We start from the raw sequence: 13,978 nt of genomic DNA, 5'->3' as shown, positions 1-13,978 counted from the left end.
AAATGCTCTTAGTTAGGGAGGCGGACCCTATTCTTCATTGTTATGGCAACTGGTAAAGGGAATGTACCGCCTCTAGCGGATGGAATCTGTCGACAGCCTACGCGTCCGGGTACGATTGGAAGCTTCCTATGGTAGACATCCAGGCAAGCACATCGCGCGACAGCTCCAAACCCCGTTCCCTTTCATAAGCACCATTTCCACCCCAGTTACTTCTTATTCTCCTCATTCCGTGCAACAATCATATCCACGAACAGATCGATTTGCGCGGTGATGGCGATAGGGTCATAGCGGTAGTAGGTATCGAAATCATTGTAGAACAAGTGATTGTTCTTAGCAGCCGGGAGTCCCTTCCACACCGGTGAATCTTTCAGCTCTTTAAGCTTGTCGCCTTTTTTCTCAGGATCATAGGTAGTCAGGAACATATAATCTGCGGCGTACTCCGGCAGTAATTCCATGGAGAGCTGAAGTGTCTGGTTATCATTTTTGTTCTTCTCCGGCATCTTCAGCTTGAGGGCATTGTAGAGAACTTGTCCGCCACGGCCAGCGTTGTCTCCGAAGATCCACAGTTCACCTTTGTCAGTCAACTCATAGATTCCGAAGGTGTCATCTTCTTTGACGATGCCTTTTAGCTTCTCGCGGCCTGCGGCTGCTTTTTTGTCAAAGTCGGCTAGGAAAGCTTCCGCTTTGTCAGGTGCGCCAACGATGTCGCCGAACAGTTTGACGGTCTCATAGATGTTAGTGGCGGTTCCGTAAGGGACATATATTGTCGGAGCGATTTTGGACAGCGCGTCGTAGTTGCCGTCGTACATAACAACGATAAGGTCAGGAGCAAGCTCCAGGGTTTTCTCCGCGTTGATAGGATAACCAACGTCTGTGGTGTTTTTAAGCAGATCGGTCAGGAATGGATTTTCAAAAGCACTAGGCTCTACGCCAACAACATTGGCTCCTACCGATAGCAGTTCACCCCCGTAGAAGTCGGTCACGATACGCTTCGGCTTAGCAGGGATTTTAACAGTTCCCTTAGGAGTCTCGTAATCGCGGAATTCAGCTGCCGGAGTATCGGTAGCGGCCGGTTGTTCTGATGCCGCTGGTGCTGAAGCTTCCGCAGTCGCAGCCGAAGCAGGGCTCGAAGCAGTATTACTGGTTCCTCCGCAAGCCGTCAAAATGATCGTGAACAGCATCATTAGTACGGCGGTTGACAGTAGGGACTTTCTCTTTAACATGATGGACCTCCCAGTATAAGTAGTGGATACAAATTAGATAATGATAATCATTATCATTTAAGTATCAATTTAGAATCTACCAAATTACTTGTGAACCTGTCAACGAAATTGACTTGATTTCAGAAAAAGGGATGGAGAAATGTACGCTCATGCAGAAAAGATAAATAATAAGATCACAATTATCCATTGCCAAAAGGAAGAGATTTCATTTACAATACAAAGATGATAATGAGAATCAATTTCATACGAAAACGGGTGACATGCATGAGTTTACAGGCAACAGGTAGAATAGAGGCCACTAACGAGGCGGAAAAGCAAAAAATCCGTTCACGTCCATGGGCAGCAACGCTGATATTGATTGGCGGATTGATTGCGCTGGCGCTGGGGATCGCGATATCGGTCTCATTTGGTGCGGCAGACATCAAGCTTTCTGTGGTATGGCAAGCTATCTTCCATTTTAATCCGAATCTGACGGATCATCAGATTATTCAGGATTTACGTCTGCCACGGGTGCTTGGCGGTGCCATGGTTGGTGCGAGCTTTGCAGTGGCAGGGGCTGTTATGCAGGGGATGACCCGAAATCCGCTCGCGGATTCAGGGTTGATGGGGATAAATGCTGGAGCCGGTTTTGCGTTGGCACTATGTTTTGCCTTTTTCCCGGGTCTTTCGTTTATGTATTTGATTATGTATGCCTTTATCGGAGCCGGAATGGGCGCCGCTGCCGTATATGGGGTCGGATCACTGGGTAAAGGTGGATTAACACCTTCACGTCTCGTTCTTGCCGGTGCCGCATTCAGCCTGCTGCTGCAGGCGCTCAGCGAAGGTATAGCTTTATATTTTCGTATTGGACAAGACCTGGCCTTCTGGTATGCAGGCGGTGTAGCAGGAACAAAGTGGCTGCAACTCAAAATCATGTTCCCTTGGGTTGGCGCTGCCATTCTTGGGGCGATTATTTTGTCCCGCTCAATTACGATGCTCAGCTTGGGTGAGGATATCGCCAGAGGTCTTGGGCAGCGAACGGGTCTTGTTAAATTGGCTGGTGTCATCATTGTGCTGATCTTGGCCGGTTCCTCGGTTGCTGTGGTTGGTACGGTGGGTTTCATCGGACTGATTATTCCGCATTTAACCCGGTATTTGGTTGGTGTGGATTATCGCTGGATTATTCCATGCTCGGCGATTCTAGGCAGTTTGCTAACGGTTTTTGCCGATCTTACCGCACGAATGATCAATCCGCCGCATGAGACGCCGATTGGCGCGATCATTGCTCTGATTGGTGTGCCGTTCTTCCTCTATCTGGCGCGTAAAGAAAGGAGGGAGCTGTAGTGATGGAGAAATCCGTATTCTCATCTTTCGATCAAATCAGACATCGACGTGGACTCTTTGTCATGACTATTTTGTCTATTCTCATTGTAGTTGTCTTTATAATCAGTGTTAACACTGGATACATACGCTTGAGTCCTATGGATCTGCTGAGGACGATGTTCGGACAAGGCACAGACAAGCAAAGCCTGATCTTATTTGATTTCCGGTTGCCACGTATTGTCATCTCACTGTTGATTGGAGCTTCATTGGCGGTATGTGGTGCAGTTATGCAAGGGATTTCACGCAATGCACTGGCGGACTCCGGTATTCTCGGGATAAACGCCGGAGCAGGACTGATGGTTATGCTGCTGATTTCCTTTTATCCGACTACCGCAGCTGCCCCGGTATTTCTGCTGCCTGTTGTGGCATTTGTCGGCGCAAGCTTAACTGCGGCCTTGATTTACGCACTTGCCTACAAACGCCATCAGGGCTTGTCGCCTACGCGTTTGCTGCTGACCGGGGTTGCAGTTGCCGCGGGAATGAGTGCAGCGATGATTGTACTTACGCTTCGTCTTAACCCGGACAAATATCAGTTTGTCGCAACCTGGCTTGCCGGCAGTATTTGGGGAACAAGCTGGAAGTTTGTACTTTCCCTGCTGCCATGGGTACTGATCTTGCTTCCTTACGTATTCTACAAGTCGCGGGTCATGAATGTTCTTAATCTGGGGGAACAGACAGCAACTGGTCTTGGGGCGCCTGTAAATAAGGAACAGTTCCGTCTTCTGGCTGCTGCAGTCGGCCTTGCTGGAGCCAGTGTGGCTGTGAGCGGGGGGATCGGTTTTGTCGGTCTAGTGGCTCCCCATCTGGCTAGACGTCTAGTTGGTCCGAAGCACCAGTATATGCTGCCAACCTCGGCCCTACTGGGGGCGCTGCTCGTCATTACAGCCGATACGATTGGCCGCTGGATTTTGCAGCCATCGGAAATTCCAACGGGTATTGTGGTTGCCGTTATTGGGGCTCCGTACTTCCTGTATTTGCTGGGACGCAAGAATTCCTAGAGGGGCTAAAGCCTCACAGTTGCTGTAATTATTCTGTCCGGATGAAGCAGACAGGAGCCTACAGCTCCCTGTTCTTCGGACCATCGGTAAGGAGTGTAGCCGGAAATGCTGCGTCGTTTTTTTGCCTACTATCGCCCGTATAAGGGGCTGTTTATTTTAGATTTCTCTTGTGCCATCGCCGCTGCTCTGCTGGAGCTTGTATTCCCGCTTGCGGTCAACCGGGTGGTAGATGATCTTCTCCCAAGCGGCAACTGGAAAGTGATCTTATATTCCTGCCTAGGCTTGTTGGGTATCTATGTAATTAGTTCATTCATGCACTTTGTAGTTACTTACTGGGGACATAAGCTGGGTATTAATATCGAATCGGATATGCGAAAAAAACTGTTCGATCGGGTGCAGAAGTTGTCCTTTAACTTTTTTGATAATACGAAGACCGGGCACCTGGTCTCCCGGATGACTAATGATCTTATGGATATCGGGGAGATTGCCCACCATGGACCTGAGGACTTCTTCATTGCCATCATGACGCTGATCGGCGTGTTCGCCATCATGCTGAATATTAACTGGCAGCTTGCGGTGCTGACCTTTGTGATTGTGCCGCTGATGATCTACCTGTCCATGTACTTCAGCCGTAAAATGTCGGCAGCTTTTAAGACAATGTTCTCCGATATTGCTGATTACAACGCAAGAGTTGAGAATAATGTGAGCGGGATTCGTGTAGTGCAGGCTTTTGCCAATGAAAAGCATGAGATTTCCCGTTTTGCCGAAAACAATGAACGTTTCCGCATTACGAAGCTGCTGACATACCGAATTATGGCCTGGAACTCTTCGTTCAGTTTTATCCTTATGAAGTTTGTTTCGTTGTTTGTACTCCTGTGTGGCACCTGGTTTGTCATTCAGGACAAGATGACGTATGGCGAATTTATCGCCTTTGTAATGCTGTCTAATGTATTCTTTAGTCCGTTGCAACAGATCAACTCTGTGATTGAGACTTATCCTAAGGGCATCGCCGGGTTCAAGCGTTATTTGGAGCTGCTGGAGACGGAGCCTGACGTAGATGACGCCAAAGATGCTAAGCCTGTCCTGAACCTTACCGGAAATATTGAGTTCAGGGGAGTCACCTTCGGATATGACAACAAAGAGAAAATCCTCCGGAATGTCGACCTGTCGATCAATGCGGGGGACACCGTAGCGCTGGTAGGCCCATCAGGCGCCGGTAAGACAACGCTGTGCAGCTTGCTGCCTCGTTTCTATGATGTGAATGAAGGCAGTATTGCCATTGACGGTATGGATATCCGTTCGATGACACTGGAATCGCTCCGTTCCCACATTGGGATCGTGCAGCAGGATGTCTTCCTGTTCGATGGAACCATTCGGGAAAATATTGCTTACGGCAAACTGGGCTCATCGGATGATGAGATCTGGGAAGCTGCCCGGCGGGCCCAGCTGGTGGAACTGATCCAATCACAGCCTGGCGGTCTGGACACGATGATCGGTGAACGCGGCGTGAAGCTCTCTGGTGGTCAGAAGCAGCGTCTCTCCATCGCCCGGATGTTCCTGAAGAACCCGAGTATATTGATTCTGGATGAAGCAACATCTGCGCTCGATACGGAGACAGAACAGGCCATTCAGGAGGCTCTTGCTGAATTGTCGCAGGGTCGGACGACACTTGTGATCGCCCATCGTCTGGCAACCATCAAACATGCGGACCGCATACTCGTTGTGGCAGAAGGCGGGATTGCCGAGCAGGGCAAGCATGAGGAATTGCTAAGAAATCCGGGGATTTATAGTCGTCTGCACGAGGCGCAGTTCGGAGCATAAAGCTATGGCAGTACCGAAAGTTCAAACATTCACCGTAGTGACGATCGAGCTTTAGTAGTGACGATTGAGCTTTAAGTGAAGATCTTAAGTTTGTCTTATATAAATACATTTGCGGAGGTTAGTATGAGCGACCAACTGGAATTATATGATGTTACGATTATTGGCGGTGGACCCGCTGGGATGTATACAGCGTTTTACAGCGGTATGAGAGATCTGAAGACCAAGTTGATCGAAGCCAAGGAAGAGCTCGGCGGAAGAATGCTGATTTATCCGGAGAAAATGATTTGGGATGTTGGCGGCGTCACTCCGACTCTCTGTCATCAGTTGATTAAACAGCTGAAGGAGCAGGCGATGACCTTTGAGCCAACCATTGTACTGGGACAACAGATTACGGGTCAGGAGCTGCAGGAGGACGGAACTTATATTCTGACGTCAGCCAGCGGTGAGAAGCATTGGACACGGACAGTCATCCTGGCGATCGGGTATGGTATCCTGCAAATGGCGAAGCTGGAGATCGAAGGTGCGAACCGTTATGAAGTGACGAATCTTCATTACACGGTTCAAGAGCTGGAGCCTTTCCGTGGTAAGCATGTGTTAATTTCCGGTGGCGGGGATTCTGCTGTGGATTGGGCCAACGAGTTGGAGCCGATTGCAGCCAGTGTGACAGTGGTGCACCGCCGCGAACGGTTCGGGGGCCACGAGAAGAATATTGCTCGTATGAAATCTTCTTCCGTAGAGGTTCGTGTTCCTTATGCTTTGACACAGCTGCACAGCAGCAATGGCGAGACGATTGATCAAGTGACGATCAGCCATGTGGAGACTGGTGAGACTGAGGTTTTTGCGGTAGATGCTATTATTGTCAATCATGGTCTAAAACACGACTTCGGCCCGTTGCGTGAATGGGGGCTGGATATGGGCGAGTGGTGTGCCAATGTCTCCGATAAGCTGGAGACGAACCTGCCCGGTGTCTTCGCTGCAGGAGACTTTGTGGATTATTCCAGCAAGGTCCGCCTGATCGCGGGTACCTTCACCGATGCAGTCCTGGCCCTGAACAGTGCCAAGCTGTACATCGATCCGACTGCGGATAAGGTGGCTTATGTTTCCTCCCACAACGACAGGTTCAAGGAAAAGAACAAAGCCCTTGGGGTCGTAGACGATCATTAGGAGCGTCTAGATGTCTGGATCGTGCAAATCGTCTAAATCGTCTAAATCGTCTAAATCGTCTAAATCGTCTAAATCCGGCTTATAAGCATAATCTTTTCAAACAAAAGCGTACAGGGAAGTATCCGGTTGGATATTTCCTTGTACGCTTACTTTTTCACTACACGAATGCACACGTTTGGAGTTGCTTGCAGCCTGACTTCATGCTGCATTAATGAAAGAATTATATTAACCGAAGAAAAGAAGTTAGCAAAAAGCGATGATGAGCGTACGGGGAAATTTGGAACTGTAGGTGCAAAGGTCTCGCCCTGCTAGCTTTTCATAGGAACTGTCGCAAAATCCGGTTGAACAATGTCAGCATAATAGGGCGCAAGGCGTTCCTGTCTGAAAGCTTTCCATAGGAAATCTATCACTTGGACATAGACTGTCGACAGATTTCAACCAACTAGAAGGGGGATATTCCCCTTCATCAGTCGTCTTAACAGTGAAAAAGGGGCAGTCTCCCCAACTAACGACATTTTTGTACCTTATTTTTCTTCAATATAGGCAAATGAGGGAAATAAGGGCATTATTGTATCTTATTTTTTGAAAAAGCACGCTGGACGGGGCATTCTGGAAGATTTAAGGTACAATATTGCACTTAATCTCCGATATCCCATAGTTGCGGAGGATTTAAGGTACGAAAATGCCGTTAATTGCACTTCGATTTATATAGCCCCTTTATGGCCGCTGACCTTTACTGGGCGTGTGGAAGGACAGGATCGGTTCACGAGAAAAGGAGTGGCTGTGCAGGCTGTTTCGCATAAAGTATACATGCTGAATGCTAATACTATGGCAAGAGCTACATATATCCTTTGCCTGGACAGCTTCCAGCTAGCGGGATTGTGCCTGCGAAGTTTACCAAACGGATTGCTGTATTATTGCGTGAATTACAGTCTCCTGCAGCTGAAGTTACAGCGAATATGTATCCTGGCATTCAGGACCTGCTGTCATAACTGCCCGCCTGTGAATAGGCATTACAGATCGCTTATTTTTTACATTTCCCATAAGTGAGATTTCTGTGCATATGCAAAAGCCAAGCAGCGACCCGATTTTAACCGGCAATCGTTGCTTGGCTTACGTTCTACTATTTGCTTTTTGTAAGCCAGTCTGCCAGTTCCTCCGTCTGGGAGAGAACGGCAAGTGGATCGTAGTACCAGGATCGTTCTTCTTTCCAGACATAGAGACGATCATTCTTCACGGCTGGCAAGCTGCCCCAGAGGGGATCACTTTTGAAACTCTCGACTGTGCGTGTATTGGAGGTTAGGATGATGTAATCTCCAGCGTATTTGCTGATGACCTCTGCGGATAATTCAGCCCACTGCTTTTCCATAATTTCGTCAGCGACTTCTGCCGGAGGTTTGCGGCCCAGTGCCTGATAGATGGGTTGGCCGCCTCGTCCAAAATTGTCACCATAGACATAGGTGGTTTTATCGGCATTCTCCATAATGCTGAAGGTAGCCTCTGCAGGAATGGCCTTGTCCACCTTGGCTTTGGCGGAGGCAATCCGCTTGTCGTATTCAGCGAGCCAGTCTGCCGCTTCTTTTTCTTTGCCCAGCAGCTGTCCAAAATAGGTAAGCTCTTCATGGGCGTTCTTTAGTTCCCCGTAAGGTACGACGATCGTAGGAGCTATTTTACTTAACGTCGGATAACTGTCGTTGTTGCCTGTTATGATCAGATCCGGGTCTAGCGCGAAGATCTTCTCTGCGTTCATTTTCCCGTAAGTACCTGTGTCAGTGACATCTTGTAATGCTTCTTGAAAATACATATTCTGCAGAGTCAGGCCCGGCGCGCCGACAGGGATGGTGCCTAAGGGAATCAGGCTGCCGATATATTCTTCTGCGACAATCCGCTTGGGCAGGACAGGGATCTCAATGTCACCGTTCATAGTTTTTACGGTTTTGGTGGCCGGAGCTTCCGGCGTGCTGCTCTCGGCGGCAGTCGGCGTTTCTGAAGTCTCTGGCGCATTGGTAGTATTGCTACCAGTGCCTTCGGCAGCTGGAGCGGTATTGCCGCAAGCTGATAAAATAAGGGTTAGTGTCAGCAGCAGAGAGATAGGAAACGATAGTCTTCGGCTTCTGCGGCTTTTGTGTAGGTCGAGCAAGATGTATATCCTCCTTATGAATAACGATTATCATTCTCAATATAACTGTACAGACTTCACCTCTTAATTTCCATGACCTGAAATGATCTTGTCCTATGTATATTTATGATGTTAATACCCGGAGCAAGACATGAAGCTGTGCCTGAGAGGAGAGGGGATCGAATCCGTAGAACATATCCGGCTGGTCCAGAATATGGACCCGGCTTGTGCGGACAGCTTCGAGTTGCCGCCACTGTTCGGAATGAAAGAGACGGTCAATCCGCTGAAGCCCTTGGGGATCGTCTGGCAAGCCGGTAATAATGATATGGTCAGCAGGATAGTCTGGAATGTCTTCAATAGCTGTCTTGATAAATCCTCTGTTAGAGATATCTTGATCTATAATTGCTTGTGGTAACTTAAAGCCCAGATCGTTGTATAGCACCTGACAACCTCGTCCGTAACTACTGCTGAAGCAGTAAGCGCAGCCGTGGCCGATCTCCCAGACGATCGCCGTGCCTCTTGCTCCCATATTCCTGTCCAACTGCAAGTTGGCCTCATGGCAGCGCTGATCATAGCGTTGAAGCCATTCTTCAGCTTGTAGCCTTCGGCCAGCAACCTCAGCGATGAGGGTAAACTGCTCGCGCCAGCTCATTTGCATGAAGGGCAGCTCAATGACCGGAGCAAGGGCAAGTAACTGTTTATTCTCACCGTACAACGAGTAGCTGATAATAACATCTGGGCGGGCAGAGGCTACAGAATGGAAGACCGCAGAAGCACGCCGTGCCTCCAGCGACAGCTTCCGGGCTGTAGGTACAGTGTCCAGGCTTTCCAACCACGCGGAGTAGGGTCCCAATTGCGGTGTGATCTCCAGTGCCCTCAAGCTGGCGGTATGGTTATAGTTCAGTGTGACGATCCGCTTATTTTTACTGTGGTAGGCAGTGGGAGAGAGCCCCACGAATTGTTTGAACTTCCGGCTGAGATATGTGCCCTCGCCATAACCGACCTCGAGTGCCAGATGACTCAGATTTGGCGTTCCAGTCAGGAGACGCTCCTGGGCTTTACGTATCCGAAGCAGCGAAAGATAAGCACTAAAGGTCTGCCCAGTTGTATTGCGGAAGGAGCGGGAGAAGTGTTCCGGGCTTACTCCTGCCAATCCGGCCATCTGTGAGCGCGTCAAATCCTCGGAATAATGCTCGTCTATGTATTGCAGAACAAGGGGGAGCCAACCGCTGGAACTCTCTACAACGCTGGTCACCATGGGAGTGCTGTTTACCTTCATAATTAGATCGGTGAACAACGCCTGCACTGCAAACGGCTTGTCTGCTTGGGGCTTGGTCCAGGCGCTGTGCAGCTCTCCTCCCAATCCTGTTATTTGAGCAGGGCATTTCCGCAGTTGGGGGATAAGGTCATTGTCCAATGGGGACTTCATTAACCCGTCTGGCATGACGCCTGTGTACTCAATCCAAACCCCGTGCAGGCCGGACTGGGGAGGAAGTTTGAAGGTTGCAGACCCAGGGAAGGAGAGGACACAGCCGGGGGTAAGATGCAGACGTTCATTATTGATCTCAATATAGCCGTCTCCGCCCTGCACCATAATCAGGATAGAATAGGAGGATTGTGTTATTGAATTTTCGTCAGCACTAAGATGACTAAGGACAGTCACCCGGATGGGCATATAAAAACAATGGCCGTGCTGATTGAGAACGTTGGAATAGCGGGTAGTCATGATGAAAGCTCACTTTCTTATATTGATAATAATTCTCAATTATATTATAACGAAAGAAAACAGGGAATCATAGTCCTTCGTCTTGACGCAAAGTATCCGGTTTAGTAGAGTGTAGAATATTCGATTTCCCCTAGGGCGGGAATTACTATATATACAGGGAGAAGGAACGCAGAAGTGACGACTTGGAATTTGCAAGGAACCCAGTGCCATTTGCTAATCTGCAACGGAAGCAGCTGCAAGAAGCATAGAGGGAAAGAGGTAGCGGAAGCTATTGAGAAAGAGATTGAGAAGCAGGATGCAGGCAGTTTTTTTCATACAACGATGACCGCTTGCAACGGAAGATGCTCGGACGCCTGTGTGGTCATTGCCTATCCTGAAGGCGTGTGGTACAGAGGCATTACTCCGAAATTAGGCAAAGTGTTGGTCCGCAAAGCCTTAAAGGGAAAACGGCTAAAGGAGAACATGGTCTACAAGTTCGACAAGGAGCTTAAGGCTAGCTCTGAACGAGGGATGCGCGGTAAAAAGAAGAGATAGCTCTATTGCGAATTGCAACCACAATTGTCAATAAGCAGAGCTAGCAAGAAGTGGGGACACAATACCGTCAAGAGCTGACGGTATTTTTTATTTTACTGGTCTCAGGAGGCAAGTGTTCAGGTGATGTTTCTGTTGACTCCTCGATTTGGGAAACCTTGGCTAGCTGGCAGGATATGCATGATCCGATATTGAATGCTTATATAAGTGCCTCCTTTAAGGGATTTTCACACCAGGATGCACAATCAATTTCTAAACTACAGAATGGCGGTGCTAGTGATGACTACAGAGACAAAGCTGGACTGGGTAGAGGAAGCATGGAGTAAAGCGCTAGAGAAGACACAGTATAACAGCTTGCGTATTGGAGCGGAATTCCCGCATGCCAGTCAGGGCGGTAAATACATATTGGAAGAGCCTGGTTGGTGGACAGCCGGATTCTGGCCGGGGCAATTATGGCTGCTGTATAATGTTAGCGGGGATGAATCGCTAAGGGCTATTGCCGAACAGTGCGAGCAGCGGCTGGATGAGGTCCTGAACGAATATGTGCGACTGGACCATGATCTTGGCTTCATGTGGACGCTGACGAGCGTAGCTTCCTACAAATTGCTGGCCAACGAACACTCAAAGATCCGGGCGCTAAAAGCGGCAAATTTCCTCTCTGCCCGCTTCAATCTGAAGGGCAACTTCATCCGAGCTTGGAATCCCTGGTCAAACGGAGACGACAATAGTGGGATTGCTATTATCGACTGTGCGATGAATATGCCGTTGCTCTTCTGGGCGACAGAGGTCACTGGTGATCCACGCTATCGTCATGTCGCTGAGGCGCATATGGACACGGTTGTGAAGCATTTTGTCCGTCCTGACGGATCGGTGTATCATATCGTTCGTTTTGACTCGGAGACCGGTGAATTCGTTGAAGGCATCGGCGGGCAAGGTTATGATGCCGGTTCGGCTTGGTCGCGGGGGACTGCCTGGGCGATCTATGGTCTGACCTTGGCATATCATCATACGGGTAAGATCGAGTATCTGCACACCGCGCAAAAAGTGGCCCATTTCTTCCTGGCCCGCTTGCCTGAGGATTATGTGCCACATTGGGATTTCCGTGCGCCAGAGGAGGCGCGCAGCTTCCGGGATTCTTCTGCTGGAGCCTGTGCGGCAAGTGGACTGCTGCTTTTGGCAGAGAAGGTAGGCAGCGCTGAAGCCGCCGTGTACCGAGAGCCTGCGATCAAGATCTTGGAATCGCTTTACCGCAATTACGGGACATGGGGCAATAATGAAGAGGAAGGTCTTATTCTGCATGGAACCAGTCATTATCCAGCTGGTCAAAATATTGATGTGCCGCTGATTTATGGCGATTTCTTCTATGTTGAAGGACTTGCAAGGCTAAAAAATAATGGACCGTTTTACTGGGAGTAGGCCCTGGCAATAGGGGATGGCTAGATTTCAGCAAGGCGATTTCATCCGGTCCACAGAACGGTTGACTAAATTCCCGGAAGGGGCTTATAATCAGCGCCTGAATTAAAAAAGGCCAACTGCTGGCAATTCCGTCGTGCACCCGAATAACGGGGCGCGGCGGTTTATTTTTACAAGGTAGAAGATTATGATGGAAGAAAAAGTATATGCGGGAGGGGAGTACGATGTTTGAACATTTTTTAGCTGGTGATGGCGTTCTGCTTGGGGAAGCATTTGTAAGAGATGAGGTAAAATTCAACCTGATTCATATGATCACAGGATTTGAAGGCAATGTGAGGTTGAAGACACCGGAGAATACACTGGTGCTTGCCTACTCCCAGGGTTTTCGTCCCTGGCTGTGGATTTCGTATGAGGTCAGTCACAGTGAGAAGGAAACTTTGATACAAGAATTAGCGGAGCATCTGAAAGATGAAGAACTTCCAGGCATCATATCGGAGCCAGATATAGCGAGGCGATTTGCGGAAGTCTTTTGTCAAGGTAAGGGGACATCATTTCATACCCATTTGATGCTGGAAGTCTATCATTGCCCGGCTGTACATAAACCTATTAACGTCGAAGGACATGTAGTACAGGCAAGCATCGAAGATGCGCCGCTGATTGCCAAGTTCCTGGCGGGCTTCTCGGAGGACGCTTTTGGTAAACCGGTGGATCCTAAAGATATGCTGTCTACAGCCGAGGGCGATGCTGCTTCCGGTCAGATGTACCTGTGGGTGGTGGACGGCACTCCGGTATCCATGGCTAAAATCGCACACCGTTCACCCCGGCATGCCCGGATCAATGATGTCTATACCCCACGCGATCAACGCAAAAAGGGATATGCCAGCGCCATTGTTGCCGCAATATGCGAGCGGGTGCTGGAGGAGAGACTCATCCCGATGCTGTATGCAGACGGCCATAATCCTGCTGCCAACAAAGTGTACCAGAGCATTGGTTTTGTAAATGCAGGTAGGATGAATGATCTGAAATTCGACTGATTAAGATGGCCTGCTATGATCTGAAAGAGAACGACAAGGAGGTCAGGGATGCAGCGTATTCTGATTGTGGGCTCTGCCGGGGCTGGAAAATCGACATTGAGCCGGAAGCTGGGTGAAGTTCTAGGCATTCCGGTGGTTCATCTCGATAAGCATTATTGGAAGCCAGGTTGGGTGGCCACGGAGAAGCAGGAATGGAACCAAATTGTAGTTGAGGAGACGCGCAAGGAACAGTGGATTATGGACGGCAACTACTCAGGAACACTGGACCTGCGGATCGAGAGAGCAGACACGGTTATTTTTCTGGATATGCCGCGCTGGCTCTGTGTATACCGTATTTTCAAGCGGCGTATTCAGTATCACGGCAGAACTCGTCCAGATCTGGTTGAGGGTTGTCCGGAGCAATTGGACTTGGATTTTGTCCTTTGGGTCTGGAATTTTCCTAAACGTAGCCGGGATAAGATCGTCAGTACCTTGAAGAAGAGCAATGAAGAGAAAAACGTGATTGTTCTCAGTAATCGGCGGAAAGTCAGCGGCTTTCTGGAGGGCCTTTCTTCCGAAATTTGACTTGTTACCCGTACGTTGACTAT

Annotated in this window: 12 protein-coding genes; 9 read left to right on the top strand and 3 right to left on the bottom strand. The window is 49.1% G+C overall.

Annotated elements, in window-relative coordinates; genetic code table 11:
* Positions 1 to 206: 206 nt before the first annotated feature.
* Complete coding sequence (locus HPT30_RS23745; protein WP_175373773.1) at positions 207 to 1,223, bottom strand: ABC transporter substrate-binding protein; 1,017 nt, start codon at positions 1,221 to 1,223, stop codon at positions 207 to 209.
* A 264-nt stretch (positions 1,224 to 1,487) separates the two neighbouring features.
* Between HPT30_RS23745 and HPT30_RS23740 the strand changes: the two genes are divergently transcribed.
* The 5 genes from HPT30_RS23740 to HPT30_RS23720 all read left to right on the top strand — a co-directional run bounded on the left by HPT30_RS23740 (position 1,488) and on the right by HPT30_RS23720 (position 7,560).
* Positions 1,488 to 2,546 carry a FecCD family ABC transporter permease gene (locus tag HPT30_RS23740; protein ID WP_175373772.1) on the top strand — a complete coding sequence of 353 codons (1,059 nt, stop codon included), beginning with the start codon at positions 1,488 to 1,490 and terminating at the stop codon, positions 2,544 to 2,546.
* Between the two features lie 2 nt (positions 2,547 to 2,548).
* A complete protein-coding gene (locus HPT30_RS23735; protein ID WP_175373814.1) occupies positions 2,549 to 3,583 on the top strand; it encodes a FecCD family ABC transporter permease in 1,035 nt (344 codons plus the stop codon).
* Between the two features lie 105 nt (positions 3,584 to 3,688).
* Complete coding sequence (locus HPT30_RS23730; protein ID WP_175373771.1) at positions 3,689 to 5,404, top strand: ABC transporter ATP-binding protein; 1,716 nt, start codon at positions 3,689 to 3,691, stop codon at positions 5,402 to 5,404.
* Between the two features lie 123 nt (positions 5,405 to 5,527).
* Positions 5,528 to 6,568: an NAD(P)/FAD-dependent oxidoreductase gene (locus HPT30_RS23725; RefSeq protein WP_175373770.1), complete on the top strand. Its 1,041-nt coding sequence runs from the start codon at positions 5,528 to 5,530 to the stop codon at positions 6,566 to 6,568.
* An 851-nt stretch (positions 6,569 to 7,419) separates the two neighbouring features.
* Positions 7,420 to 7,560, top strand: coding sequence for a hypothetical protein (locus HPT30_RS23720; RefSeq protein ID WP_175373769.1), 141 nt, complete (start codon positions 7,420 to 7,422; stop codon positions 7,558 to 7,560).
* A 131-nt stretch (positions 7,561 to 7,691) separates the two neighbouring features.
* On the opposite strand, the gene HPT30_RS23715 is transcribed toward HPT30_RS23720, so the two are convergent.
* Positions 7,692 to 8,708: an ABC transporter substrate-binding protein gene (locus HPT30_RS23715; protein ID WP_246317372.1), complete on the bottom strand. Its 1,017-nt coding sequence runs from the start codon at positions 8,706 to 8,708 to the stop codon at positions 7,692 to 7,694.
* Between the two features lie 103 nt (positions 8,709 to 8,811).
* On the bottom strand, positions 8,812 to 10,413 hold the full coding sequence (locus tag HPT30_RS23710) for an AraC family transcriptional regulator (RefSeq protein WP_175373768.1): 1,602 nt from the start codon (positions 10,411 to 10,413) through the stop codon (positions 8,812 to 8,814).
* A 174-nt stretch (positions 10,414 to 10,587) separates the two neighbouring features.
* On the opposite strand from HPT30_RS23710, the gene HPT30_RS23705 reads away from it, so the two are divergent.
* The 4 genes from HPT30_RS23705 to HPT30_RS23690 all read left to right on the top strand — a co-directional run bounded on the left by HPT30_RS23705 (position 10,588) and on the right by HPT30_RS23690 (position 13,955).
* Positions 10,588 to 10,947, top strand: a complete 360-nt coding sequence (locus HPT30_RS23705; protein WP_175373767.1) for a (2Fe-2S) ferredoxin domain-containing protein — start codon at positions 10,588 to 10,590, stop codon at positions 10,945 to 10,947.
* A 276-nt stretch (positions 10,948 to 11,223) separates the two neighbouring features.
* Positions 11,224 to 12,360 (top strand): glycoside hydrolase family 88 protein, encoded by a 1,137-nt coding sequence (locus tag HPT30_RS23700; RefSeq protein ID WP_175373766.1) that lies wholly within the window; start codon positions 11,224 to 11,226, stop codon positions 12,358 to 12,360.
* A gap of 221 nt (positions 12,361 to 12,581) precedes the next feature.
* Positions 12,582 to 13,391 carry a GNAT family N-acetyltransferase gene (locus HPT30_RS23695; protein WP_175373765.1) on the top strand — a complete coding sequence of 270 codons (810 nt, stop codon included), beginning with the start codon at positions 12,582 to 12,584 and terminating at the stop codon, positions 13,389 to 13,391.
* A gap of 48 nt (positions 13,392 to 13,439) precedes the next feature.
* Positions 13,440 to 13,955 (top strand): DNA topology modulation protein, encoded by a 516-nt coding sequence (locus HPT30_RS23690; RefSeq protein WP_175373764.1) that lies wholly within the window; start codon positions 13,440 to 13,442, stop codon positions 13,953 to 13,955.
* Positions 13,956 to 13,978: the final 23 nt, after the last annotated feature.

This window comes from Paenibacillus agri, assembly GCF_013359945.1.
Lineage (GTDB): Bacteria > Bacillota > Bacilli > Paenibacillales > Paenibacillaceae > Paenibacillus_AQ > Paenibacillus_AQ agri.
Note: the sequence above shows the minus strand (reverse complement) of the source record. Positions and strands in the feature narration are given on the sequence as shown.